This window comes from Streptomyces sp. NPDC004539 (genome assembly GCF_040610055.1).
Classification (GTDB): Bacteria; Actinomycetota; Actinomycetes; order Streptomycetales; family Streptomycetaceae; genus Streptomyces.
Window position 1 is genome coordinate 522,314 of sequence record NZ_JBEXLS010000003.1, and the last position, 24,050, is coordinate 546,363.

The 24,050-nt window shown below is 73.7% G+C and carries 22 protein-coding genes; 16 read left to right on the forward strand and 6 right to left on the reverse strand.

The annotated features are described in order from the left end of the window. Nucleotides 1–98: 98 nt before the first annotated feature. Complete coding sequence (locus ABZX85_RS08785) at nt 99–2,054, forward strand: ABC transporter ATP-binding protein (protein ID WP_355864184.1); 1,956 nt, start codon at nt 99–101, stop codon at nt 2,052–2,054. 97 nt (nt 2,055–2,151) lie between these two features. Here the strand turns inward: ABZX85_RS08785 and ABZX85_RS08790 are convergent, their stop codons facing one another. Next, on the reverse strand, nt 2,152–3,528 hold the full coding sequence (locus tag ABZX85_RS08790) for an aminotransferase class V-fold PLP-dependent enzyme (RefSeq protein WP_355863882.1): 1,377 nt from the start codon (nt 3,526–3,528) through the stop codon (nt 2,152–2,154). A 312-nt stretch (nt 3,529–3,840) separates the two neighbouring features. On the opposite strand from ABZX85_RS08790, the gene ABZX85_RS08795 reads away from it, so the two are divergent. The 3 genes from ABZX85_RS08795 to ABZX85_RS08805 are packed head-to-tail and all read left to right on the forward strand — an operon-like array spanning nt 3,841 to nt 6,451. Next, nucleotides 3,841–4,641 (forward strand): acyl-ACP desaturase, encoded by an 801-nt coding sequence (locus ABZX85_RS08795; RefSeq protein ID WP_355863884.1) that lies wholly within the window; start codon nt 3,841–3,843, stop codon nt 4,639–4,641. Further along, a complete protein-coding gene (locus ABZX85_RS08800; protein ID WP_355863886.1) occupies nt 4,638–5,120 on the forward strand; it encodes a hypothetical protein in 483 nt (160 codons plus the stop codon). The genes ABZX85_RS08795 and ABZX85_RS08800 overlap by 4 nt, the downstream gene beginning before the upstream one ends. A 29-nt stretch (nt 5,121–5,149) precedes the next feature. Beyond that, nucleotides 5,150–6,451: a GDSL-type esterase/lipase family protein gene (locus ABZX85_RS08805; protein WP_355863888.1), complete on the forward strand. Its 1,302-nt coding sequence runs from the start codon at nt 5,150–5,152 to the stop codon at nt 6,449–6,451. Nucleotides 6,452–6,655: 204 nt separating this feature from the next. Here ABZX85_RS08805 and ABZX85_RS08810 read toward each other — a convergent pair whose 3' ends face one another. Next, nucleotides 6,656–7,330, reverse strand: coding sequence for a ScbR family autoregulator-binding transcription factor (locus tag ABZX85_RS08810; protein ID WP_355863890.1), 675 nt, complete (start codon nt 7,328–7,330; stop codon nt 6,656–6,658). A gap of 106 nt (nt 7,331–7,436) precedes the next feature. Here ABZX85_RS08810 and ABZX85_RS08815 point away from each other — a divergent pair, with 106 nt between their 5' ends. The 5 genes from ABZX85_RS08815 (at nt 7,437) to ABZX85_RS08835 (ending at nt 12,821) form a co-directional block, all read left to right on the forward strand. Beyond that, nucleotides 7,437–8,369 (forward strand): ScbA/BarX family gamma-butyrolactone biosynthesis protein, encoded by a 933-nt coding sequence (locus ABZX85_RS08815; RefSeq protein WP_355863892.1) that lies wholly within the window; start codon nt 7,437–7,439, stop codon nt 8,367–8,369. A gap of 71 nt (nt 8,370–8,440) precedes the next feature. Continuing rightward, nucleotides 8,441–8,794 carry a GNAT family N-acetyltransferase gene (locus ABZX85_RS08820; protein WP_355863894.1) on the forward strand — a complete coding sequence of 118 codons (354 nt, stop codon included), beginning with the start codon at nt 8,441–8,443 and terminating at the stop codon, nt 8,792–8,794. Nucleotides 8,795–9,296: 502 nt separating this feature from the next. Beyond that, nucleotides 9,297–9,926 carry an aspartate/glutamate racemase family protein gene (locus ABZX85_RS08825; RefSeq protein ID WP_355863896.1) on the forward strand — a complete coding sequence of 210 codons (630 nt, stop codon included), beginning with the start codon at nt 9,297–9,299 and terminating at the stop codon, nt 9,924–9,926. Nucleotides 9,927–10,048: 122 nt separating this feature from the next. Then, nucleotides 10,049–11,500, forward strand: coding sequence for an FAD-binding protein (locus tag ABZX85_RS08830; protein WP_355863898.1), 1,452 nt, complete (start codon nt 10,049–10,051; stop codon nt 11,498–11,500). 127 nt (nt 11,501–11,627) lie between these two features. Further along, nucleotides 11,628–12,821, forward strand: coding sequence for a transglycosylase family protein (locus tag ABZX85_RS08835; RefSeq protein WP_355863900.1), 1,194 nt, complete (start codon nt 11,628–11,630; stop codon nt 12,819–12,821). Here ABZX85_RS08835 and ABZX85_RS08840 read toward each other — a convergent pair. After that, the gene (locus ABZX85_RS08840; RefSeq protein ID WP_355863902.1) at nt 12,811–13,884 is read right to left on the reverse strand and encodes a DMT family transporter; all 1,074 of its coding nucleotides are present in this window, start codon (nt 13,882–13,884) and stop codon (nt 12,811–12,813) included. The two genes, ABZX85_RS08835 and ABZX85_RS08840, sit on opposite strands and share 11 nt — an antisense overlap. A 227-nt stretch (nt 13,885–14,111) precedes the next feature. Between ABZX85_RS08840 and ABZX85_RS08845 the strand changes: the two genes are divergently transcribed. From ABZX85_RS08845 to glgC, 3 genes are read left to right on the forward strand one after another with little or no spacing between them, the layout of a single operon-like run. Continuing rightward, the gene (locus ABZX85_RS08845; protein ID WP_355863904.1) at nt 14,112–14,879 is read left to right on the forward strand and encodes a (2Fe-2S)-binding protein; all 768 of its coding nucleotides are present in this window, start codon (nt 14,112–14,114) and stop codon (nt 14,877–14,879) included. Between the two features lie 14 nt (nt 14,880–14,893). Beyond that, on the forward strand, nt 14,894–16,054 hold the full coding sequence (gene glgA, locus ABZX85_RS08850; protein WP_355863906.1) for a glycogen synthase: 1,161 nt from the start codon (nt 14,894–14,896) through the stop codon (nt 16,052–16,054). Between the two features lie 52 nt (nt 16,055–16,106). Next, the gene (gene glgC, locus ABZX85_RS08855; RefSeq protein ID WP_355863908.1) at nt 16,107–17,327 is read left to right on the forward strand and encodes a glucose-1-phosphate adenylyltransferase; all 1,221 of its coding nucleotides are present in this window, start codon (nt 16,107–16,109) and stop codon (nt 17,325–17,327) included. Here the strand turns inward: glgC and ABZX85_RS08860 are convergent, their stop codons facing one another. After that, a complete protein-coding gene (locus ABZX85_RS08860; protein WP_355863910.1) occupies nt 17,328–18,467 on the reverse strand; it encodes a nucleosidase in 1,140 nt (379 codons plus the stop codon). A gap of 178 nt (nt 18,468–18,645) precedes the next feature. On the opposite strand from ABZX85_RS08860, the gene ABZX85_RS08865 reads away from it, so the two are divergent. Together ABZX85_RS08865 and ABZX85_RS08870 are read left to right on the forward strand one after the other, a co-directional pair. Then, nucleotides 18,646–19,995 carry a wax ester/triacylglycerol synthase family O-acyltransferase gene (locus tag ABZX85_RS08865; protein ID WP_355863911.1) on the forward strand — a complete coding sequence of 450 codons (1,350 nt, stop codon included), beginning with the start codon at nt 18,646–18,648 and terminating at the stop codon, nt 19,993–19,995. 64 nt (nt 19,996–20,059) lie between these two features. Next, entirely contained in the window at nt 20,060–21,538 is a 1,479-nt protein-coding gene (locus tag ABZX85_RS08870) for an SDR family NAD(P)-dependent oxidoreductase (RefSeq protein ID WP_355863913.1), read from the forward strand. A 7-nt stretch (nt 21,539–21,545) separates the two neighbouring features. On the opposite strand, the gene ABZX85_RS08875 is transcribed toward ABZX85_RS08870, so the two are convergent. Together ABZX85_RS08875 and ABZX85_RS08880 are read right to left on the reverse strand one after the other, a co-directional pair. Next, entirely contained in the window at nt 21,546–22,292 is a 747-nt protein-coding gene (locus ABZX85_RS08875; RefSeq protein ID WP_355863915.1) for an SDR family oxidoreductase, read from the reverse strand. Between the two features lie 25 nt (nt 22,293–22,317). Further along, nucleotides 22,318–22,755, reverse strand: a complete 438-nt coding sequence (locus ABZX85_RS08880; protein ID WP_355863917.1) for a hypothetical protein — start codon at nt 22,753–22,755, stop codon at nt 22,318–22,320. A 469-nt stretch (nt 22,756–23,224) separates the two neighbouring features. Between ABZX85_RS08880 and ABZX85_RS08885 the strand changes: the two genes are divergently transcribed. Further along, nucleotides 23,225–23,398, forward strand: coding sequence for a hypothetical protein (locus ABZX85_RS08885; protein ID WP_355863919.1), 174 nt, complete (start codon nt 23,225–23,227; stop codon nt 23,396–23,398). A 72-nt stretch (nt 23,399–23,470) separates the two neighbouring features. Next, nucleotides 23,471–24,049 (forward strand): WHG domain-containing protein, encoded by a 579-nt coding sequence (locus tag ABZX85_RS08890; protein WP_355863921.1) that lies wholly within the window; start codon nt 23,471–23,473, stop codon nt 24,047–24,049. Nucleotide 24,050 lies beyond the last annotated feature (1 nt).

Here is a 24,050-nt window from a genome sequence, read left to right on the forward strand (position 1 = left end):
ACAGGGGGTTGCGGACGCGCGGACACCGCATGACGAACGCTCGTCGCCGCGTCCTTGACCTCAAGGACGGTCGAGGTCCTACGGTCGCCCGTATGAGCATGGAGACCACCGCCTGGGCGCAGTTGCAGAGCGCCATGTCGGCACAGTCACAGTCCGGGGGCCGCCCCTTCGACCGGGCCACCCTGCGCCGCATCGGCGCGTTCGCCCGCCCGCACCGCAAGCGGATCGCGCTCTTCGTCGCCCTCGGGATGGTGACCGCGCTCCTCGCGGTCGCGGGACCCGTCCTCGCCGGCCGCGTCGTCGACACGATCGTGTCGCACGGCGACCCCGCCGGCGTCGTCCGCCTCGCGCTGCTCATCGCGGCCCTCGCGATCCTCGAAGCGGCCCTCGGCATCCTGGGGCGGCGGCTGTCCGCGACGCTGGGGGAGGGGCTCATCCTCGATCTGCGCACGGCCGTCTTCGACCATGTGCAGCGCATGCCGGTCGCGTTCTTCACCCGGACCCGTACGGGAGCGCTGGTCTCCCGGCTCAACAACGACGTGATCGGCGCGCAGCGCGCGTTCAGCAACACGCTCTCCGGAGTCGTCAGCAACCTCGTCACCCTGCTGCTCACCCTCGCCGTGATGCTCACCCTGTCCTGGCAGGTCACGCTCCTCGCGCTGGCCCTGCTGCCGGTGTTCGTGATCCCCGCCCGCCGCATGGGCGCGAAGATGGCCGGCATGCAGCGCGAGGCCGCGACCCTCAACGCCGCGATGGGCACCCGGATGACCGAGCGGTTCTCCGCGCCCGGCGCGACCCTCGTCAAGCTCTTCGGCCGCCCCGAGGAGGAGTCCGCGCAGTTCGCCGAACGCGCGTCCCGGGTCCGGGACATCGGGGTGCGGACCGCGACCGCCCAGTCCGTGTTCATCACGGCCCTCACCCTCGTCTCCGCCCTGGCCCTGGCGCTCGTGTACGGCCTCGGCGGGCGGCTCGCGCTCGGCGGCACCCTGGAGGCGGGGGCCGTGGTCTCCCTGGCGCTGCTCCTCACCCGGCTGTACGCGCCACTCACCTCGCTCGCGGGGGCGCGGGTCGAGGTGATGAGCGCGCTGGTGAGCTTCGAGCGGGTCTTCGAGATCCTGGACCTGAGGCCGCTGATCGAGGAGAGGCCGGACGCCGCTGAACTCCCCGCCGGACCCCTCGCGGTGGAGTTCGACGACGTCCGCTTCGGCTACCCCTCCGCCGACCGCGTCTCCCTCGCCTCCCTGGAGGAGGTCGCCGCGCTCGACACCCGGGGCGGCACCGAGGTCCTCCACGGCCTCACGTTCCGCGCGGAACCGGGGCGGACCGTCGCCCTCGTCGGCTCCTCCGGTGCCGGGAAGTCGACGATCGCCCAGCTCCTGCCGCGCCTGTACGACGTCGACTCGGGCGCCGTCAGGATCGGCGGCGTCGACGTCCGGGACGTCACCACGCGCTCCCTGCGGGAGACGGTCGGCATGGTCACGCAGGACGGCCACCTCTTCCACGACTCGGTCAGGGCGAACCTCCTCCTCGCGGCCCCCTCCGCGACCGACGAGGAGCTGTGGGACGCGCTGCGCAGGGCCCGCCTCGACACCCTCGTCGCGGAGCTCCCGGACGCGCTGGACACCGTCGTCGGCGAACGCGGCTACCGGCTCTCCGGCGGTGAGCGCCAGCGCATGACCATCGCCCGGCTCCTCCTCGCCCGCCAGCGCGTCGTCATCCTCGACGAGGCGACGGCCCACCTCGACAACACGTCGGAGGCGGCCGTCCAGGAGGCTCTCTCGGAGGCCCTCGCCGACCGTACGGCCCTGATCATCGCCCACCGCCTGTCGACGGTCCGCGCGGCCGACCTGATCCTCGTCCTGGAGGCCGGGCGGATCGTCGAACGGGGCACGCACGAGGGGTTGTTGGCGGCGGGTGGGCGGTACGCGGAGCTGTACCGGACGCAGTTCGCGGGGGCGGAGAAGGGGGAGCTGGAGAAGAGGGAGGCGGAGAAGGAGGGGGCGGAGAAGGAGGGGGCGCCGGAGTGCTTCGTGTGCGAGGAGGCGGTGGTCTAGGAAGGCTCGGGTGCGGGTGCGGGCGGGCGGAGTTCGCGGCAGCCGTCGCCGCCGGCCCCGCACCAGCCGGCCCCGCACCAGCCGCCCCCGCGCATCCTCAGCAGCCCGTCCGGGGCTCAGGCATCTCCCCCTCCAGCCCCCCGTCCACCAACTCCGCGCACACCTCCAGCAGCCGGTCCACGTCGCGCGTGTTCGTCGCCACGCCCACGGACGCCCGGACGGCGCCCTGGGCCTGGACGGCGAGGTGGTGGAGGTAGGTGTCGACGTCGGCGGGGGTGCCGCGCAGGAGGGCGGCGTGGACGATCTCCGGGGTCATGCCGTTGGCCTCCTCGGCGACGCCGGGGTTGCAGAAGCAGCCGGTGCGCAGGCTGACGCGGGCGGTGGCGGCGGAGTGCTGGAGGTGGCGTTCGTCGACGGGGGTGCCGTCGGGGTGCAGGAGGTTGAAGGTGACCGTGGGGCCGCGGTCCCGGTCGGAGAGGGGGCCCAGGACCCGGACCGCGGGGGTGCCGTCGGGGTGGCGCAGGGCGGTGAGGCCCGTGAGGAGACGGGCGGTCAGACCGGTGACGTGGTGGTGGACGGCGTCGTAGCCGATCTCCCGGTGCCAGGCGGCGGCGGCCGTCACGTCGGGGAGGGCGAGGAAGGGGAGCGTGCCGTCCTCGAAGCCCTCCGGGGGCGGCGCGGGCAGGTGCCAGTCGGTGTGGGAGGACGACGCCCGGACCGTACCGCCCGCGAACCAGGGCCGCCGCAGCTCGGCGAGGGCGTCCCGGCGGGCCACCAGACAGCCCACGCCCGTCGGGAACCCGGTGATCTTGTACCAGGACAGCGCGACGAAGTCCGCGGGGACGGCCGTCAGGTCCAGCGGCCCCGTCGGGACGTACGCGGCGGCGTCCAGCAGCACCCGCCACCCGGCGCGCCGCGCCTCGCCCACCCACTCCAGGGGATGCCGCACCCCCGTCGCGTTCGACTGCGCCGGGAAGGCGAACAGCCCCTGTCCGCCCGCCCCCAGACAGGCCGTCACCGCCGACGGCTCCGTACGGAACCCGGGCCCGAGCGGCACGACCCGCACCGGCGCCCCCGCCCGCGCCGCGTACCGGCGCATCCCCAGCACCGAGTTGTGGTCGTCCCCGAGGAACGCGAGCGGCCGGCCGGGGCCGAACGGGTAAGCCTCCGCGACCAGCCGTATCGCCGCCGTCGCGTTCGGCGTGAAGACGACCGCGTACTCCCGCGGCGACGCCCCGCAGAACGCCAGCACCGCCTCCCGCGCCTCCTCCACGAGCCGCGTCGACGCCTGGGACGCCGGGCTCGCCGTGTGCGGATTGCCGTACACGCCCGAGCCGAGCCGCGCCGCGCTCGCCCGGACCAGGGAGAGCGGCGCGAGCGCGGCGCCCGTGTAGTCCAGATAGGCGTGGCCCGCCGCGTCCAGGTACGGGAATTCCGCCTCCCGCAGGAAGTCGAGATCACTCGGTCGGTTCATGACTAATGTGGTAGGCATCCCGGAACCCCTCCTGAGCCGTTTCCGAAAACCTTCCGGAACGGGCCGATAAAACCCACGGAAAATAATCCGACGCGCCACAGATGCGCATGGTCGGTATTTCGCCCCTTCCGAGTGAAACATTCGGCGGGGACCACTCCGTCCAGCGGTAACGGGCCGTTGTCGGCTCGGTACACATGGCAACCTACGACGCGTGAACGATAGGGACCATTATGGTTCCGCGTTCCCTTCGGTACGGACGGAATCCATGGTCCGCCCCACCACTCCTTCCGCAATGCGAAACGGGACATCGCCATGCCAATCGATCTGCGCGCGGAACTGGAACCCAGTGTCGCCCGCCTTCTCGACCGCCATCTGGCGGCCGCCCGCGACTGGATGCCGCACGAACTCGTGCCCTGGTCCCTCGGCCGGGATTTCGACAGCTCCCCCTGGCACCCCGGCCAGTCCCGGCTGCCCGGCCACGCCCGGGGCGCCCTCGAACTCCTCCTCGCCGCCGAGGACGACCTCCCCCGCCGCCACGCCTCCCTCGCCGCCGTGTACGGCGACCGGGGCGCCTGGGCGCGCTGGCTGCACCGCTGGACCGCCGAGGAGCAGCGGCACGGACTCGCCCTGCGCGACTACCTCCTGACCAGCCGCGCCGCCGACCCGGCGGGCCTGGAGGCGGCCCGGCTGCGGACCCTGTGCACCGTACGGGAACGGCCCGCCCGCGACCTCGCCCGCACCCTCGCGCACCTCGCCGTCGAGCAGCGGGCCGCCGCCGTCCGCTACCGCGCCGTCCCGGACGTCCCCGACTGCTGCGGCGCCCTGCTGGAACGCATCGCCGACGACAAGGAACTCCACGCCGGTTTCCACCGTTCCCTTCTCGACGACGCCCTCCTGATCGACCCGTCCCGCTCGGTGAGCGCGATCTGCGCCGAGCTCCTCACGGCCGCCGCGGGCCTCCACCCCGACCTGGTCGTCCGCCCCCTCGCCGAGCACTGGCGCCTCGCCGACCGGCCCGGCCTCGACGCCGACGCGGTGCGCCATCTGGACGCGCTCGACGCGTTCCTGGACTCCGCGCGGCCCGCCGCGCTCGCCCCGGGCGGTCCGCGGTGACCGTCTCCATCCGCAGCGGGGACACGGCCGACTACGACGCCGTCCGCGCCCTGCACGTCCGCTGCTCGGTGGCGACCCGCGCGCGCCGCTACCACACCGGGACGCCGCAGCTCACCCGCGACGCGTGGGCCCGCATGAGCGGGCCCCGGGCCGGCTGCACCCTCCTCGCGACGCCCTTCGGGCTGCCCCACCGGGTCGTCGCGGTCGGGCACCTCCTCTACGAACGCCATCCGGACGTCGCCGAGCTGGCCGTCCTCGTCGAGGACACCTGGCAGTCCCACGGCCTCGGCGGCATCCTCTCCCGGCGCCTGTACGGGTTCGCCCACTTCATGCGGGTCCGCACGATCGTCGCGTACGTCGCCACCGACAACATCCGGGCCCGCCGCATGGTCAACGGCCTCGCCCGGCACGCCGGCGGGCACGGGCCCGACGTCCGGCTCCTCTCCGACTCCGACGTCTTCGAAACGGTCTTCTCCTAGCCCCCGCCACCCCACCCCGAAGGTCCCCCATGCCCTCACGCGCCCTCACCACCTGGTACGCCCGCACCTTCCTCCGCTCCCTGAGCCATCTCGACCCCTGGACGGTCCATCGGGTCAACGGGCTCTATGTGCCTGGGGGGTCGGGGGACGAGGTGGGCTTCTCGGGGAGGGGCGGGGGAGCGGGGCGTGGCGGGGAGCCGGGGGTGGAGCGCTTCGGGGGTGCGGCCGAGGGGGCAGGGTTCGTCGAGGCCGGGGGTGAGGGGGCCGCCGAGGGTGCGGTCGGTGTTCCGGGGACGCGGAGGGTCGGGGGGTCGAGTGGGGACACGGGTGTGGGTGTGGATGTGGGTGCGGCGCCCGGTGCGGCCTCGGTGGCGGCCGGTGGGTCCGGCGCCTCCGCCCCGGCCGGGCCGTGTGCTGCGGCATGCGACGTCCCCGTCGGCTCCCCGGTCGGTGGTTCCGGTGGGTCCTCGGCGGGGGACGGTGACGAGATCCGGCTGGTCGTCGTGGGGGACTCCACCGCGCTCGGGGTGGGGGTGGCGTGTGCGCATCAGGCGCCGGGGGCGCTGCTCGGGCAGTGGCTGGCGGAGGAGACGGGGCGGGCGGTGCGGGTGTGGGTGCACGGGAGGTTCGGGGCGACGACGCGGTCGCTCGCGGGGAGGGTGGAGCGGGCGGCGCGGGTGCGGCCGGATCTGGTGGTGGTGCTCAGCGGGGCCAACGACAGTCTGCTGCCGGTGCCGTTGGGGGTGGCCGCCCGCGCGCTCGGACGGCATGTGCGGCGGCTGGTGGGGGAGGGGGCGGCGGTGGTGGCCGCGGTCAGCCCGGACGCGGGGTGCGGGGACGCGATCCCCGGGTTCCTCGGCCGGCTGCTGTCCCTGAGGTGCCGCAGGCTCGGCCGGCTCCAGGCCCGCCACGCGCTGCGGGCCGGCGCGCGGGTCGTCTCCTTCCGCGACGACGACTTCCGCACCCGGCGGGCCCGGCTGATCGCCGACGACGGCTTCCACCCCTCCGCGCTCGGCTACGAACTCCACGCGGGCCGCCTGATGCACGCCATGCTCGCGTCCCTCGCCGGACCCCGGCTCCCCGCCGTCCACGCGGCCCTGTGCCTGCGCCGGGCCGACTCCCTGCGCTCCGCGTCCCGCCGCCTCGCCCGCACCCCCAACTCCCACGCGGCGCCGTCCACTTCACCGGGTGTGTACGACGTCCAGGTCCTCCCGCCGAAACGCCGACGCCCCGGCAGAACCCCGCCCCTCACTCCGCCGGCCCCTCGAAGCGGACCGGAAGGCGCGGTGGCCGTGGCATCGGGGGGTGGGGTCGGGGACGGGGGGTTCTGAGGGCCGGAGGGGTCGGGGTGGGGCCGGGGAAGGCGGTGTGGGTCGGGGCGGGGGTGCCGGCAGGGGGGCGTGTACGGGGCGAGGCGGGGGCGAAGGGGCGCGTGCGCGAGGTGGTGGCGTAGGGCGGGGCAGCGGTGGTGGTGTGGGCCGGGGATGCCGGGCGTCGGACTGCCCAGCCCCCGCCACCCGGCCACCCCCTGCCCCCTACCCCCCGACCCCCGCCCCCTCCTCGCGAACCCCCGCCCCCCGTTCCGCCTCCGACAGCAGCCGGACCCGTGACAGACACCCCTCGACATCGGGCACCGCCTGAAGCGCGGGCAGCAGAAGCCGCCACATGTCGACGACGGCCTCCTCGACGTCCTCGCGCCGGCAGAGCGCGTCGGAGACCGTGTGGGTCCCGAAGAACGCCGCGATGACGGTGCGCGCGGCGCGCGGGACGTCGATCGAGGGGTTCAGCTCACCCGCGCCGCGCGCCTCCTCCAGGACGTCCCCGACCGTGGCGATCCAGCCCACGAACGGCACGGGCAACTCCGTGGAGATCACGTGCCGTTCGTTCCACAGCCGGTTCCCGGCCCGCACGAGCAGATGGTCACGGAACTCCCGCGCGACGTCGAGGCTGAGCAGCACGAGCCGCTCCAGTGCGCTGCCGTCCCGCTCCAGGCACCCGGCGATGACCGGCGGCCAGTGCGCGAAGTGCTCCTCGACGAGACTGCGCGCGAGATCCTCCTTGCTGCCGAAATGGAAATAGAGCGCCCCGCTGGTGTACCCGCTGTACTTGGCCACGTCGGAAATGCTCGTACCCGCGTACCCGTACTCCTCGAAGAGCCTGGCGGCTGCGACGAGAACCGCCTTTCTGGTCGTCTCCGCGCGTTCCTGCATCTTCGTCCTCCGGTTCCCGTGATATCTCATCGGCCTTTCAGGTGATCTATAGGCGCCGGGGAGAAATGTCAGCACTGACACGGCCGATCATTGTTTTCATGATTTTATGTCTGAAACTCTTGTCATTCCTTCCGTCGTCCCCGCGGAGCAGCCGGCCCCCACCTGGGACCGCACGGTCTCCCGCCATCTGGTCCACCGTCGCTCGGTCGCGGAGGTCCTGCTCACGGACGCGCTTCGGGTCTCGGACAGCCGTTTCCTCGTCGCGGCCCAGTGGCCGCTGCGGCACTCCACGTTCCCCCGCGACCCGGAGGGCCGGCCCGACCCGGTGTTCGCGGTGGAGACGATCCGCCAGATCGGCCTGCTGATCCCCCGCGTGTTCCTGGGCAGCCCCCCGGAGACCCGCCTGATCATCAGGACCGTCTCCTTCGCCCTCGACCCGGCGGCGGAGCCCCGCGCGGCGTTCGGCGCGAGCGACGTCCTGTGCGAGGCGCATCTCTCGAACGTCCGCCAAGTCCCGTCCCGGCCGGGCCCGTTGTCCCTGGCGCTGGCGGTCACCTTCTCCTGCGGAGGGGTGCCCTTCGGCCGCGCGGAGGGCCGGCTGCGCACGCTGACCCCCCAGCAGTACGACGCCCTGCGCACCGGCCGGGTCCAGCGTCCGCCCCGCACGCCGGCCGGGGAGCGGCCCGCGCCGGCCGAGGTGGGGGTGGGCGGTGAGGCCGGGGTGATGGTCGGGGTCGGTGAGGACGGCGCCGTCCGTGTCGGGCCCGCCGATCTGCATCACCCGCTGTTCTTCGACCACCCCAGCGACCATGTCCCAGGGATGGTCCTGCTGGAGGCGGCCCGGCAGGCGGTGTGCCTCGCGGCGGGCGGTGTTCCCGGCCGGCTCAGCGCCGCGCGGCTGACCGCGACCGGTTTCACGGAGTGGGCCCCCGCGGCGGGGATCGAGTGCGTGCGGGAAGAGGAGGGGGAGGGCTGGGGGTTCACGGTCGTCCAGAACGGGACGCCCACGGCGTCGGGGAGGCTGGAGTTCGGGGCCTGAGGTCTCCGCGCGCGAGCGCTTCTAAGATCATCGTCCATTACGCTCGGGCCCGTACCCCTCACCCCAGGAGCGTGCCCATGAGCGACATCCGGATTCGTGACGACCGTGCTGCGGGCCGTCTGGAGGCGGTGGACGCCGACGGTGAACTCGTCGGCCACATCGCCTACTTCACCCTGGACGCCCCGGAGCCGGCCCTCGTCCCGGTCCACACGATCGTCGAGCCGGCCCACGAGGGCCAGGGCATCGCGGGCTCCCTGGCCCGGGAGATCTACGACATCGCGGCACGTGAGGCCAGAAAGGTCGCCCCCCTCTGCCCGTACGTCGCCTCCTGGGCCACCCGCCACCCCGACGACGCCCCACCCGCGACCCCCGAACTCCTCCGCGCGGCGAAACTCTGGCTCAAGAACCACCCCGAATCCCGCTGACCCCACCCACCGGCGCCCACCGCCCACCCCGCCTGCGCCCCCTGCCCCGGCCCTGCCGAAGGCCCCGGCCGGCTCTCATCGCCCGGCTTCGCCGACCGGCCCCTGCCACAGCCCGTCGACCGGCTTCAGGGGGCCTGCCCACGGGGGCCTGCGGTTGCATCGGGCCGGCCCCGCCTGCCGGTGCCCGCCGCCCGCCCCGCTCGCGGCCTCCGCCCCGCCTGCTCCTGACCGTGTGGCTTCGCCGGTGGGTTCTGTCTGCGGTTCCCGCAGGCCAGTCTTGCCTGCCGGTGCCCGCCGCCCGCCCCGCCCGCTCCACATCGCCCGGCTTCGCCAGCCAGCCCCGCCTGCGATTCCCTCAGGCCGTCCCCGCCGGTCTTCGTCGCCCAGACCCAGCTTGCCGCGCTCGCTCGCCCTCGTCGGCCACCCCAGTCGACCGGCGTCGGTCGGCCCCCTCGCCCACCCCGTCGCCCTCGCCCCCACCCCCGCCGCCTACCCTCACCCCATGCGCCTAGCCCTCCTCCACACCTCCCCCGCCCACATCCCCGTCTTCGAAGCCCTGCGCGACGCCCATCACCCGGGTCTCGTCCTGCGGCACCACGTGGACGAGAGTCTGCTGGCCCGTGCACGGGAGGAGGGGGCGGAGGCGGTGGTGGTGGAGGTGCGGGAGGCGTTGGAGCGGGCCGTGGCCGAGGGGGTGGACGCCGTGTTGTGCACGTGTTCGTCGATCGGCGGGGTCGCGGAGGCGCAGGGCACGGGGTTCGCCGTTCCTGTTGTGCGGGTGGACCGGCCGATGGCCGCGGAGGCGGTTGCCGCGGGGGAGCGGATCGTGGTGCTCGCGACGGTCGCCAGTACGCTCGATCCGACCGCCGACCTGGTGCGGGAGGAGGCGGGCGGCCGGCCCGTGACCGTGCGGACGGTCCTCGTCGACGGTGCGTGGGAGCTGTTCGCGGCCGGAGACGGCGAGGGATACGCGCGGGCGGTCGCCGACGCGGTCGACGCGGTGACGGACGCCGACGCGATCGTGCTGGCGCAGGCGTCGATGACGCCGGCCGAACGGCTCGTCAGGACGGCGGTCCCGGTGTTCTCCAGCCCCCGGCCCGGTCTGGCCGCTGCCGCCGCCCAATGTGTGTGAAACCACAAGCACTTGATCGCCAAGATCGTTCTAGCATGGCCCTCCGACCGTTCCCATGACGACATCTGACGATCTTTCGGGCCACCCCACGACGGCCCGAACGGCAGGACGAGGCGAGGCACATGACCCCCACCCCCTCCCGGCGCACCCTTCTCCAGGGCCTCGCGGCAGGCACCGCAGTGGTCGCGTTCGACCCCTTCACCCGGGCCTGGGCCACCACCCGGGAGCCGGCCTTCGCGCAGGTCCCGCCGCTGGACGGCACCCTGCTCACCGACCCGGCGTCCCTCGCCGCGGCGGCCGACGACTACGGCCACATCGTCCACCGCACCCCGGCCGCCGTCCTGCGCCCCGGCTCGGTCGACGACGTCGTCAAGATGATCCGCTTCTGCAACACCCACACCGTCGACGTCGCCCCGCGCGGCCAGGGCCACGGCACCTTCGGCCAGGCCCAGGTGCCGGGCGGCGTGATCATCGAGACGACCCCGCTGAACCACATCGGCACCCCCGGGCACGGCACGGTCACCGTCGGAGCCGGCGCCAAGTGGAGCGACGTCGTACGCGCCACCCTCGAACACGGCCTCACCCCGCCCGTGTTCACCGACTACCTCGAACTCTCCGTCGGCGGCACCCTCTCGGTCGGCGGTATCGGCGGCCAGACCCACCGGCACGGCGCCCAGGTCGACAACGTCCTCGCCCTCGACGTCGTCACCGGCGCGGGCGAACTCGTCCACTGCTCCCCGGCCCGCCACGCCGGCCTCTTCCACGCCGTCCTCGCCGGCCTCGGCCAGTGCGCCGTCATCGTCTCCGCGACCCTGCGCCTCGTCCCGGCCCCCACCGCGCCGACCGTCCGCCACTACCTCCTGCCCTACACCGACCTCGACACCTACCTCACCGACCAGCGCACCCTCACCGAGGAGCGCCGCTTCGACTACGTCGAGGGCCAGGTCACCGCCGACACGAACGGCGCCTTCACGGCGTACGTCCTGGAGGCGGTCTCCTACGACGCCGAGATCCCCGAGTCGGTACTGCTCGCGGGCCTGTCGTACGACCCGGCGGGCGTCCAGCGGACCACACCCACCTACTTCGACTTCCTGAACCGGGTCGGACCGGTCGCCGAGGAGCTGAAGAAGTCCGGGATCTGGGCGTACGCGCACCCCTGGCTGAACCTGCTGATCCCGGGCGAGCGGACCGCCGAGGTGACCCGGGAGATCCTCGCCGGGGTCACCGCCGCCGACGTCGGCCCGGGGCTCATCCTGCTCTACCCGCTCGACCGGGCCCGGCTGCGGACCCCGCTGCTGCGCATGCCGGACGACCCGGTTCCGTACCTGTTCGCGATCCTCGCGGCCACCCCGCCGGACGACACGGCCACCGTCGACCGCCTCCTCGCGGCCAACCGCGCAGCGTACGACAAGGTCGCGGCGGCCGGCGGCACCAACTATCCGGTGGGGTCCATCCCGTTTCGGCCGCAGGACTGGCGGGCCCACTACGGGGAGCGATGGGCGCAGCTCACGGCGGCCAAGAAGACGTACGACCCGAAGGGTGTCCTCGTGCCGGGACAGGGCGTCTTCGGCTGAAACAAGCCGACTTGAGGGGAACCGTTCGGGTCCGGACAGCGGCTGATTCGCGGTCTTGTCCTGGCCGGTTCCCACCCTTTACTTTGGCCCCGCCTGACGCCTGTCCGTCTGTTCAGGGGGAGACTCCATGGCCGTACGCGGCCGGCACCGCCGGTACCAGCCGAACCGGATCAACCGCGCCTCACTGACCGTCACCGCGGGCGGCGCCGGGATGGCGCTCCCCCTCATCGCCGCGAACCCCGCGCACGCCGCCGACGTGCACACCTGGAACAAGGTCGCGGCCTGCGAGTCGACGAACGACTGGAACATCAACACCGGCAACGGCTACTACGGCGGACTCCAGTTCACCCAGTCCACCTGGGAGGCGTACGGCGGACTGCGGTACGCGGGGCGAGCGGATCTGGCCACCAAGGACCAGCAGATCGCCGTGGCCGAGAAGGTCCTCGACGGACAGGGACCCGGCGCCTGGCCGGTCTGCTCGGTCCGCGCCGGACTCACCCGGGGCGGCGACGCGCCGGACATCGAGCCGGGCGGGGGCGATGGGCGGAAGAAGACGGTGAGCCAGAAGAAGGCGGCCACCGAGCGGAAGAGCACCGAGAAGGCTCCGGACGTCCGCGCCCAGGCCACCCCGCAGTCCCGCGCCGGCCGCACCGAGATGTACACCGTCGTCCACGGCGACACCCTCTCCGGGATCGCCGAGGAGAAGGACGTCAGAGGCGGCTGGCGGGGCCTGTACGCCGCGAACCGGCGGACCGTCGGCGCCGACCCGGACCTGATCATGCCGGGCCAGCGGCTCAGCCTGGACGGCAAGGCGGCGCCCAAGGCGTCGAAGGCGTCCAAGACGAAGCCGAAGACCGAGGCAAAGACCGCCGCCAAGCCCAAGACGGTCGCCAAGCCCAGGACGAGCGAGGGGCACGCCTCGCGCGTCGCCCCCGTCAGCGCCGGGACCGGCACGCAGTACCACGCCACCGGCTCCTCCTGGTCGAAGGGCTACCACACGGGCGTCGACTTCCCTGTCCCCACCGGGACGTCCGTGAAGGCGGTCGGCGCGGGCGAGGTCGTCACCGCCGGATGGGGCGGCTCCTTCGGCTACCAGGTCGTCATCCGGCACTCCGACGGCCGCTACACCCAGTACGCCCACCTCTCGGCGATCTCCGTACGGGACGGGCAGTCGGTCGGTGCGGGCCAGCGCATCGGCCGGTCCGGGTCGACCGGGAACAGCACGGGCCCGCATCTGCACTTCGAGGTGCGGACGGGGCCCGAGTTCGGTTCCGACGTCGACCCGCTCGCCTATCTGCGGGCCGGGGGCGTCAGGATCTGACCTTCGCGCGGTGCCGGTCGTCGGCCGCGCGGACCACCAGCCCGAGGCCGTCGTAGGAGAGGCGGTACGTCCCGTCCGCGATGTGGGCGGGACGCTTCTCCGTGAGCACGTTCACCGTGCGGACCGGGGCCGGCTGTTCCGGGAGCGCCACGAGAAGGCCGTCCACGGCTGGTGCCGGGGTCTCCGGCCGCGGGGTCTCCTGCGGCGCCGTCCCCTGGGAGTGCTCCCGGGCCAGCCGCTCGGTCGTCAGCAGGATCAGGCCGCCCGCCGCGACGACGCCGCAGCCCAGCGCGAGGGCGGTGCCGGTGGCGCCGTAGCGGAACGTCTCGCCGAACATCGTGATCCCCACGGCCGCCGCGACCACCGGGTTGACGACCGTCAGCGTCGAGAGCGGGGCGGCGAGGCCCGCGCCCCGGTAGGACGCCTGGGAGAGCAGCATGCCCGCCGTGGCGAGGACGCCGATCAGGGCGAGCGCCGGTACGTCGGCGGCGGTGACCCCGCCCGACCAGTCCACGGCGACCGTCTTCGTGAACACCGAGGACATGCCGAACGCGATGCCCGACGCGGTCGCCAGGAGCATCGCGCGGACCGCCGGATGCCGGTGCACGGCGCGGGCGGCGACCATCAGGGCGGCCACCGCGAGGCCGGTCGCCGTCGCGACCGCGATGCGCTGGGGCGTCGACAGGGACTGCGAGTCGGAGGCGCCGACCAGCGCCAGGAGACCGGCCAGCCCGACCGTCGCCATCAGGGCGCCGCGCCAGGCGGTCGCGCCGGCCCGGCGCTTCACGAACAGGGCCGCCATCGGCAGCGCGAACACGATCGTCAGCGCGCCCAGCGGCTGCACCAGGCTCAGCGGGCCGTACGCCAGCGCCACCACGTGCAGGACACCGCCCAGGCCGTTCAGCGCGACCGCGCCCCACCACGCCGGGCGGCGCAGCGGCGCGTACTGGCGGCCGTTCGCGGAGTCGGAGGAGAGCGCGACCTGCTCCTGCACGATCGCCCCCGCGGCGTACGCCACGGCGGAGACGAGCGACAGGACCACGGACAACGCGAGGGCGCTCATGAGCTGCTCCTCTGCGTGAGGCGGGGGCGCGGGGCCCGGCGAGGCGAACGGTCGGCTCTCATGTCAACAACGATGCCCTGCCGATCTGTTCCTGTCGTCGTACCTGAGCACTCATTGCGTCGTACTCCCGATGGAGTACGAAAGGACCAGACTCCACCCCAGGGGGGTGGTGCGGCCCGGCGGAACCGAGTCTCTCTCCCCGGCCGTTCTTGGTACTACTGCTTTTCGTGGACCTCGACCCCGCTCTCGCCGCCCTCCGACCGCTCGGCGGCTTCTCCGTCCTGCGCACACTCCTAACCCCGGCAGGAGACCCGGACGGCCCCCCGCCCGGCCCGCTCCCGACCCTCGCGGACGCCTACGCGGGCCGGTCGTCGGACGTTTACGGAGATCCGCTGATTTTCCGTGTCCGGAAGGTCGCCGAGAGTGTCCGTACGCCCGAGGAGCGGGTCGCCGCCTCCCTCGCCCACCAGTCCCTGGCCTCCCGCCTCTGGTCGGCCGCCCTCGGCTGCGCCGCCCTCTACGGCCGCGTCCCCGACCTCGCCCCCGCCCTCCTGCGCTGGAACCCCGACGCCTCCGCCCCCGACGACCTGTGGCTCACCGAGGTCCGCCCCCGCCCCGCCGACGACCTCGCCGCACTCGTCCTCGACGCCCACCTCGAACCCCTCGCGACCGCCCTGCACACCCGCTACGGCGTCGCCCCCGGCCTGCTGCGCGGCAACGCCGGCTCCGCCCTCGCCGGCAGCGCCCGTCAGCTGAGCCACTGGGCCCGCCGGCACGGCCGTACCGACGTCGCCGCCGCCACCCGCGCGCTCACCGCCGCGCTCTTCGCCCACCCGCTCCTCGCGGACACCGGCACCTTCACCGGTCCGGGCTTCCGGCGCCGCAGCTGCTGCCTGTACTACCGGGTGCCCGGCGGGGGCCTGTGCGGCGACTGTTGCCTCGACGCTCTTCCCCGCGCGCCCCGTCTGGGTGACCATGAGGGAACTGGCCGCTGAGAAGGGGGCTTCGGTTGCGTGTGGGCCTGCTGACCCGGGAGTATCCGCCGGACGTGTACGGCGGCGCGGGTGTCCATGTCGAGTTCCTGGCACGGGAGCTGAGACCCCTCGTCGACCTGGAGGTGCACTGCTGGGGCGAGGGCCGCGGCGAGGGCGTCCTGCGCCACCGCCCCTGGTCCGCGCTGGACGGCGCGAACGACGCGCTGCGCACCTTCTCCGTCGACCTGGGCATGGCCGCGGCCCTCCAGGACCGCGACCTCGTCCATTCCCACACCTGGTACGCCAACCTCGCGGGCCACCTCGCGAAGCTCCTGCACGGCGTGCCGCACGTGATGACCGCCCACTCCCTGGAGCCCCTGCGCCCCTGGAAGGCCGAGCAACTCGGCGGCGGATACGCCCTGTCGAGCTGGGCGGAGCGCACCGCGATCGAGTCCGCCGACGCGGTGATCGCCGTCTCCGGGGCGATGCGCGAGGACATCCTCGGCTGCTACCCGGCGCTCGACCCGGCCCGCGTCCACGTCGTCCACAACGGCATCGACACCGAGCTGTACCGCCCCGACCACGGCACCGAGGCCCTGCTGCGCGCAGGGCTCGACCCCGACCGGCCCTACGTCCTGTTCGTCGGCCGCATCACCCGCCAGAAGGGCGTCCCCCATCTCCTGCGCGCCGTCCGGGACATCGACCCGGCGGCCCAGGTCGTGCTGTGCGCCGGCGCCCCCGACACCCCGGAGATCGACCGCGAGTTCCGGGAGCTGTACGAGGAGCTGAGCCGGGTCCGCGACGGCGTGCACTGGATACCGAAGATGCTGCCGCGCCCCGAGGTCATCCAACTCCTCACGCACGCCGCCGTGTTCGTGTGCCCGTCGGTCTACGAACCGCTGGGCATCGTGAACCTGGAGGCGATGGCGTGCGGCACCCCGGTCGTCGCCTCGCGCGTCGGTGGGATACCCGAGGTCGTCGACCACGGGCGCAGCGGACTGCTCGTCGATGTCGCCGAGGACAGCGGGGAGTTCGAGGCGGGGCTCGCGCACGCCCTCGACTCCCTGCTCACCGATCCGGCGGCGGCCCGGCGGATGGGGGAGGCCGGACGGGCCCGCGCCGTCGGGGAGTTCGGGTGGGACGCGGTGGCCCGGCGCACCGCCGCGCTCTACGCGGAGATCCTTCAACAGGGTTGAGCGGTGCTGGTCGGGGGCAGTGAACGGGAACCCAAGGGTGAGGGGAGCGGCTATGCGTCGTGGCGGACCTTCGGTGCTCGGGATCGTACTGGCGGGCGGTGAGGGCAAACGGCTGATGCCGCTGACCGCGGACCGGGCGAAACCCGCGGTCACCTTCGGCGGGACCTACCGGCTGGTGGACTTCGTCCTGTCGAACCTCGTCAACGCGGACATCCTGCGCATCTGCGTGCTGACGCAGTACAAGTCGCACTCGCTGGACCGGCACATCACGACCACGTGGCGGATGTCGAGCCTGCTCGGCAACTACGTCACCCCGGTGCCCGCGCAGCAGCGGCTCGGCCCCCGCTGGTACCTCGGCAGCGCGGACGCCCTCCTCCAGTCGCTGAACCTCGTCCACGACGAACGGCCCGAGTACGTCGCGGTGTTCGGCGCCGACCACGTGTACCGGATGGACCCCCGCCAGATGCTCGCCCAGCACATGGAGAGCGGCGCCGGGGTCACGGTCGCGGGGATACGGATACCGCGCGCCGAGTCCTCCTCGTTCGGGGTCATCACGCCCGGCAGCGACGGGCAGACCGTCGAGCGGTTCCTGGAGAAGCCGGCCGACCCGCCCGGGCTGCCGGACGACCCGGAGACCGTGTTCGCCTCCATGGGCAACTACCTGTTCACCACCAAGACCCTCATCGAGGCGCTCCAGCGGGACGCCGAGGACGAGGACTCGGTGCACGACATGGGCGGCTCGATCCTGCCCCAGCTCACCGCGCGCGGTGAGGCGTTCCTGTACGACTTCAGCCAGAACCACGTCCCCGGCGAGACCAGCCGCGACCGCGGCTACTGGCGGGACGTCGGGACGCTGGACGCGTACTACGACGCCCACATGGACCTCATCGCCGAGCGGCCCGCGTTCAACCTGTTCAACCGGAGCTGGCCCATCTACACCCACTCCGGCCAGCTCTCCCCGGCGCGCTTCAACGCGGGCGGGATGGCCAGCGAGTCGATCATCAGCGCGGGGTGCCTGATCCGGGGGCAGGTCACGCGGTCGGTGCTGTCGCCGGGGGTCGTCGTCGACCCGGGGGCGGTCGTGCAGGGGGCCGTGCTCCACGACAACGTCCGCATCGGGCGGGGTGCCGTGGTGCGGGGGGCCGTCCTCGACAAGAACGTCGAGGTACCGCCGGGGGCGACGATCGGGGTCAACCCGGAGCGGGACGGGGAGCTGTACACGGTGTCCGCGGGCGGGGTGATCGGGCTGGGGAAGGGGCAGATCGTGAGCTGATCAGCGGCAGACGGCCGGCAGCGGGTACGGCGCCGTGTCGACGTACATGGCGGACAGCCACAGCCCGGTGCCGGCGATCCTGAACCAGATCCCGGCGCGTTCCGGGTGCCCGCTGTAACGCGGTCCGACGGAGGCTCTCGCGCCGGTGTCCTTCTGGCACGCGATCCGCACGACCCGGTGCTCGGAGTAGGGAGCACCCGCGACGGGGCCCTGCGAGGGGGAGGCGTACACGTCGGCCGGGCAGGACTCCTGCGGACACCGTCCGTCGTCCGTCCACCGGACGACCCCGTTGAACGCGGGTTCCGGCACGGGCACGTCCGGCATGGCGGTGCTGCCGCCCGTCGGCCTGCCGGCCGTGCCGGTGTCGTACCAGAGGAAGCCACCGCCCAGCAGCAGGGCGAGGACGGCCGCTGAGAGGACCGCCACGGCGGAGCGGGCCGCTCCCGACGGCGGCTTCTCCGCGCGCAGGACGGCGAGCGCGGCCAGCGCGGCGCCGGTCGCGGCCCGCTCCCGCTCCTCGCGGGCGGAGCCGGCGACACCTCGGACCACCAGTACCGGGAGCGAGCCGGTGAGGTGCGCCGCGTGGACGGCTCCCGTCGCGTCGGTCTCGGTGGCCACGGCGTCGCTGTAGTGGTCGCGTACGCGGCGGGACAGGGGAGCGCCGGGGTTTTCGAGGACCGCGTCGCTCACCGCGACCGGAGCGAACCGGGCCCGGCCGCGCAGGGCGTGGCGCGCCGTCTGGAGCAGCCGGTGCGAGGGCCGCCACGCCTCCGGACGGTGCCGGAAGCCACCGCCGGACTCCTCGCCGCCCTGGATGCCGTACACCTTGGTGGGGACCACCACCTCGCCGGGCGCGGACCTGTCCGCCAGCGGCCGGGCCACACCGACCAGGAGCAGGGTCCGGGGAGCCAGCCAGGTGTACAGGCGTTCGGTGAGCGCGGCGGCGTGCGTGGCGCCCTCGTCCGTCTCGGCGAGAGCGACCAGCCAGCGTGTCCCCGGCAGTCGGCCGCGTTCGACGACGGTGCCGGCGGGGTGGACGAGGCGCTCGACGTGCTCCAGGGCCGCGCGCAGCACGAGGTACTCCGTGGGGTGGGTGGTGAGGACGACGGCCACCGGACCGGTGGTCCCGTTCGGCGTCATGCGCACCCCCTTCGGCCGTCGCCGTTCACTGTAGGGGTGCGGTGGCCGGGCCGGGTGAGTCGTGGGCGGCGCGCGGACTTAACTCGATGTTAACTGTGGGTAGCTTGATCGTACTTGACCGTAATCGACCGGACGGGTTTGACTGCTGACTCATCCGTCGTCGACGCGAGGCAATCCCTTGACCGCAGATCTGCTCGCACCTCTCGACCTGGCGTTCTGGAACATCGACTCCGCCGACCACCCGATGCACCTCGGCGCTCTCGGCGTCTTCTCCGCCCACTCGCCCACCGCGGGCGCGCACGCCGCCGACCTGCTGGCCGCCCGCGCGGCGGGCGTCCCCGGACTGCGGATGCGCATCCGGGACGTCTGGCACCCGCTCTCGCCCGGCGGCGCCGTCCGGGAACCCGCCCCCGGCTTCGACCCGCAGCGGCACGTCCTGCTGCACGCCCCCACCGCCGACTTCCAGAGCGAGGCCGGACGGCTGATGGAATGCCCGCTGGAACGCGGCAGGCCCCCCTGGGAGGCGCACGTCCTGCCGGGCGAGGACGGCGTCACCTTCGCGGTGCTGTTCAAGTTCCACCACGCCCTCGCCGACGGCCTGCGCGCCCTCGCCCTCGCCGCCGCAGTCCTCGACCCGCTGGACGACCCTCCCATGCCCCGGCGCCGCCGCACGGAACCCGCCTCCGGACCCTTCAGCACCCTGTTCGCGGTCCCCGGCCGGGTACGCGGCGCTCTCACCGACGCCGGACGCGCCCTCGACATCGGCGCCTCGGTCGCCGTCTCGACGCTCGCCTCCCGCACCACCCCCGCCCTCACGGCCGCCTCCACCGGAACCCGCCGCACCGCCGGAGCCGTCGTGGACCTCGACGACGTCCACCGGGTCCGCAAGGCGGCCGGCGGGACCGTCAACGACGTCCTGATCGCCGTCGTCGCGGGCGCGCTGCGCGGTTGGCTCGACGAACGCGGCGACGGCAGCGAGGGGGTGATGCCCCGGGTGCTGGTCCCCGTCTCGCAGCGCCGGCCGCGCACCGCGCAGCCGCAGGGCAACCGGCTCTCCGGCTACCTGCTGCGCCTCCCCGTCCACGACCCCGACCCGCTGGCCCGCCTCACCGCCGTCCGCACCGCCATGGACCGCAACAAGGACGCCGGACCCGGCCGGGGGGCCGGCGCGGTCGCCCTGCTCGCCGACCACGTCCCCGCCCTCGGCCACCGCCTCGCGGGTCCCCTCGCCGCACGCGCCGCACGGTTCTGGTTCGACCTCCTCGTCACCAGCGTCCCCCTGCCCGGCGTCGGTCTCAGGCTCGGCGGCCACCAGGTCACCGAGGTCTTCCCGTACGCCCCCCTCGCCCGGGGACACTCCCTCGCCGTCGCCGTCTCCACCTACCGGGGACGCGTCCACTTCGGGCTCGTCGCCGACGCCGCGGCCGTCCCCGATCTCGACCGGCTCGCGTCCGCGCTGACCGCCGAGGTGGAGACGCTGATCACGGCGACCTCCGCGGGTTTGGAGGACGGCCCGCACGCTCCGTAGAATCACCCGTTCGAAAGCGGGCGCGACCGGCGCGCCGCACGGCGAGGTCGAGGAACACAGCGCGATGACGGTGACAGAGGACGGCGAGGCCGTGTACGGCCCCGGGATCGACCCCGAGCGGCTGGCCGTCTGCCTGAGCGTGCTGGACGAACTGGACAAGCTCGACGTCGACCACCCCGACGCGATCGCCGTGCGCCGCGCCACCGCCGGCATCTACCGCACGGTCAAGCAGCGCCGCCGCCAGGAGCGCCGCGCGTCGAAGACCGCGCACGACAAGGCGGTCACCGAGGCCACCGCGACCGGCTCCGCGCAGCGCATCGACGACGAGACGGAGGGCATCCTGCCGTCCTCGGTCACCGAGGCGGGCCGGATCGCCGGGGTCCTCCAGCGCCCGCGCTCCTGCTACACCTGCAAGACCCGCTACGTCGAGGTCGACTACTTCTACCACCAGCTCTGTCCGGCCTGCGCGGCCCTCAACCGCGCCAAGCGGGACGTCCGCGCCGACCTCACCGGCAAGCGCGCCCTGCTGACCGGCGGCCGGGCCAAGATCGGCATGTACATCGCGCTGCGCCTGCTGCGCGACGGCGCGCACACCACGATCACCACCCGTTTCCCGAAGGACGCCATCCGCCGCTTCAAGGCGATGGACGACTCCGGGGACTGGCTGCACCGCCTCGAAGTCGTCGGCATCGACCTGCGCGACCCCGCCCAGGTCGTCGCCCTCGGCGAGCGGATGACCGAGGCGGGCCCCCTCGACATCCTCATCAACAACGCGACCCAGACCGTCCGGCGCCTGCCGGCCGCGTACGCCGCCCTCGTCGACGGCGAGTCCGCGCCGCTGCCCGCCGGGGAGCTGCCCGCGCACCACGTCATCGGCGCGTTCGGCTCCGGCGCGGTCGACGGCCTGGCCGCGCTGCCGCTGGGCTCCTCCGGCATCGACGCGCAGAAGGTCGCCGACCTCGCGCTGGTCGCCGGGAACGCGAGCGTCGCCCGCCACCTCGACGGGACGGCCATCGACGCCGGCGGCCTCGTCCCGGACGTCGTCGACACCAACACCTGGGTCCAGTCCATCGAGCAGATCTCGCCCGTCGAGCTGCTGGAGACCCAGCTCTGCAACTACACCGCCCCGTTCATCCTCATCAGCGCGCTGCGCCCCAGCATGGCCGAGGCCGCGCGCAAGGCGGTCAGCAAGCGCGCGTACGTCGTCAACGTCTCCGCGATGGAAGGGGTGTTCGGCCGGGGCTACAAGGGCGCAGGTCACCCCAACACCAACGCCGCGAAGGCCGCGATGAACATGGTGACGCGCACCAGCGCCGAGGAGATGTTCCAGACCGACGGCATCCTCATGACGTCCGTCGACACCGGCTGGATCACCGACGAACGCCCCCACTACGACAAACTCCGCCTCGCTGAGGCCGGCTTCCACGCGCCGCTCGACCTGGTCGACGGGGCGGCCCGGGTGTACGACCCGGTCGTGCGCGGGGAGGCGGGGGAGGACGTGTACGGGGTCTTCCTGAAGGACTACGCGCCGGGCAAGTGGTAGCAGGCCCTTAGGGGGTGCGGGCCCGGCGCACCCGCGTCCCCCCGTCCACCAGCAGATCGGCGCCGGTCACCCAGCCCGCGTCCTCCGACACCAGCCACAGCACCGCCCTCGCGACGTCCTCGGGCTCCCCGATCCGCTCCAGGGGGAGCCCGGTCGTCGTCTGCCGCTCCCACACGAACCGGGCCATCTCGGTCCGGGTGAGCCCCGGGGACACCGAGTTGACGCGGACGAGCGGCCCCAGCTCGCCGGCCAGCTGCTCGGTCAGCCGCAGGAGCGCCGCCTTGCTGACGCTGTACGCGCCGACCCCGGCGCCCACATGGGCGGCGCCCTCCGTGCAGATGTTGACGACCGCGCCGCCGTGCTCCCGCATCCACGCCCGCCACGCGCACTGCGCGAGCCGCAGCGGAGCCTCGACGTTCACGGCGAACGCGCGGCTCCACAGGGCGGGTTCGGCGTCCATGAGGGGGCCGAGGGGCTGGTTGGTCGCCGCGTTGTTGACGAGGACGTCGAGACGGCCGTACGCCTCCAGGACGTGCGCGGTGAGCCGCTCGGGGAAGGCCGGGTCGGCGAGGTCGCCGGGAAGGCCGGTCCCCTTGAGAGCGGCGGCGGTCCGGCGCACCTCGGCGGGGTCACGGGCCGTGACACAGACCCGCGCCCCCGTCGCGGCGAGCGCGCGGGCGACGGCGAGACCGATGCCCCGGGTGGCGCCGGTGACCAGAGCCACCCGGCCGGCCGGCGAGTACGACGACGTCATCGCCGTACCGTCTCATGACGGACCGTCAGTCGACAGCCCCCAGCGGGGAGTTGCGGCTCGCGACGAGGTGCAGGACGGTCCGCCAGTCCTCCAGGACGCCCGCGTCGAACCCGGCGGCGCGGGCCTCCTCGTCGGCGTGCGCGAGACGGGCGAGGTCGTCGTCGGCGAGGTGCCCGGGCCAGGGGTGGCGGCGCAGCAGACCGGCGACCCGCACACCGAGGAGGGGGCGGACGGCGTCGGCGGTGCGGACGGCGCGGCCGGCCGGGTCCGTGGGGCACAGGAGCCGGCCGACCGGGTGGACCAGGCCCGTCAGCTGGAGCTCCTTGTCGGCCGGGCGGGTGCGGCGCAGCAGGGCGGCGGTCCGGAGGGCGTGGTCGTGCAGATCGGCGGTGTCGCCGGCCTCCCGGACGCCCCTACAGGCGTACAGCAGGTCCATCAGCTCCTCGACGCTGCGCAGCTCCATCCGTCGGTCCTCCCGCGAGACAGCCCGTGCGCGCGCCAGCAGACCATGGCGACCTTGCGGCCGGGCCAACGGCGGCTGAACTGCGCGGCGGGGCGCGGAGCGCGCGGCGGGACGCGCCGACTGCGCCGGACGGGTGAACCGGAGGCGCCCCGGAAACCCGGTCCGGCCGTCAACCGACAAGGGACGACATCTCGGTGACGTCCCATCGTTACGCCAAATTATCGGCGCTATCGAGCGGGGGCCCGCTCATTTGGTTACCCTAGGGCTCGGCGGGCAGCAGTACAGGGATTCCACCCGAGCCCATCGTCCGCCGTGGGACGGCCTGGCCCAACACGGCCCGATCTCCCACGAGTTGCCGGCGCCACCGCGTCCGAACTGCCTTCAAGCAAGACCCGAGGGTGCGTCAGACGCCGGACCGTAGAGTGGCCGGCCCGCCCCGAGGGTGACCCGAACACATAAGGAGTGCGCGGTGACACCGGAGAAGACGAATCGCGAGCAGCGCCCGAAGGAACGCACGGAGCGCTCGGGCCGGCGGCCCGGAGAACTCGGCAGCCTCGACGTGTGGGCCCGGTCCGCCCCGATCCGCCTCGCGGGCTACGAGGACGACCTCGCCGAGCCCCACATCCTGCCCAGCGTGGACTGACACCTATATGGGCTTGCCTAAAGGTTTTAGGCAAGCCCATAATCCCTTCAGGAAGACGGAAGGGATACGACGATGGCGCGCGCGGGGCTGACCCCTGAACGCCTGATCCTCGCGGGCGCCGAACTCGCCGACGAGGTGGGCTTCGAACACGTCACCCTCTCCGCGCTGGCCCGGCGCTTCGACGTCCGGGTCGCGAGCCTGTACGCCCACCTCAGGAACTCCCAGGACCTGAAGACCGGCATCGCGCTGCTCGCCCTGGAGGAACTCGCCGACCGCGCCGCCGACGCCCTCGCGGGCCGCTCCGGCAAGGACGCCCTCACGGCTTTCGCCGACGTCTACCGCGACTACGCCCACACCCACCCCGGCCGCTACACCGCCGCCCGCTTCCGGCTCGACCCCGAGACCGCCGCCGCGAGCGCCGGCCTGCGGCACTCCCGCATGATGCGGGCGATCCTGCGCGGCTACGCCCTCACCGAGCCGGACGAGACCCATGCGGTCCGCCTCATCGGCAGCGTCTTCCACGGGTACGTCAGCCTGGAGGCGGCCGGCGGATTCGCGCACAGCGAGCCGGACGCGCGGGAGAGCTGGGTCCGCATCCTCGACGGCCTGGACGCGCTGCTGCGCAACTGGCCGCCCGCACGAGAAGGCTGAG

Excerpts from the sequence above, each read along its gene's own strand:
- ABZX85_RS08815 (WP_355863892.1), top strand. The coding sequence starts at position 7,437 with ATGTCTGAAACTCTTGTCATTCCTTCCGTCGTCCCCGCGGAGCAGCCG.
- ABZX85_RS08835 (WP_355863900.1), top strand. The coding sequence starts at position 11,628 with ATGGCCGTACGCGGCCGGCACCGCCGGTACCAGCCGAACCGGATCAAC.
- glgC (WP_355863908.1), top strand. The coding sequence starts at position 16,107 with ATGCGTCGTGGCGGACCTTCGGTGCTCGGGATCGTACTGGCGGGCGGT.
- ABZX85_RS08785 (WP_355864184.1), top strand. The coding sequence starts at position 99 with ATGGAGACCACCGCCTGGGCGCAGTTGCAGAGCGCCATGTCGGCACAG.
- ABZX85_RS08825 (WP_355863896.1), top strand. The coding sequence starts at position 9,297 with ATGCGCCTAGCCCTCCTCCACACCTCCCCCGCCCACATCCCCGTCTTC.
- ABZX85_RS08860 (WP_355863910.1), bottom strand. The coding sequence starts at position 18,467 with ATGACGCCGAACGGGACCACCGGTCCGGTGGCCGTCGTCCTCACCACC.
- ABZX85_RS08790 (WP_355863882.1), bottom strand. The coding sequence starts at position 3,528 with ATGAACCGACCGAGTGATCTCGACTTCCTGCGGGAGGCGGAATTCCCG.
- ABZX85_RS08875 (WP_355863915.1), bottom strand. The coding sequence starts at position 22,292 with ATGACGTCGTCGTACTCGCCGGCCGGCCGGGTGGCTCTGGTCACCGGC.
- ABZX85_RS08795 (WP_355863884.1), top strand. The coding sequence starts at position 3,841 with ATGCCAATCGATCTGCGCGCGGAACTGGAACCCAGTGTCGCCCGCCTT.
- ABZX85_RS08880 (WP_355863917.1), bottom strand. The coding sequence starts at position 22,755 with ATGGAGCTGCGCAGCGTCGAGGAGCTGATGGACCTGCTGTACGCCTGT.
- ABZX85_RS08805 (WP_355863888.1), top strand. The coding sequence starts at position 5,150 with ATGCCCTCACGCGCCCTCACCACCTGGTACGCCCGCACCTTCCTCCGC.
- ABZX85_RS08870 (WP_355863913.1), top strand. The coding sequence starts at position 20,060 with ATGACGGTGACAGAGGACGGCGAGGCCGTGTACGGCCCCGGGATCGAC.
- ABZX85_RS08830 (WP_355863898.1), top strand. The coding sequence starts at position 10,049 with ATGACCCCCACCCCCTCCCGGCGCACCCTTCTCCAGGGCCTCGCGGCA.
- ABZX85_RS08810 (WP_355863890.1), bottom strand. The coding sequence starts at position 7,330 with ATGCAGGAACGCGCGGAGACGACCAGAAAGGCGGTTCTCGTCGCAGCC.
- ABZX85_RS08890 (WP_355863921.1), top strand. The coding sequence starts at position 23,471 with ATGGCGCGCGCGGGGCTGACCCCTGAACGCCTGATCCTCGCGGGCGCC.
- ABZX85_RS08840 (WP_355863902.1), bottom strand. The coding sequence starts at position 13,884 with ATGAGCGCCCTCGCGTTGTCCGTGGTCCTGTCGCTCGTCTCCGCCGTG.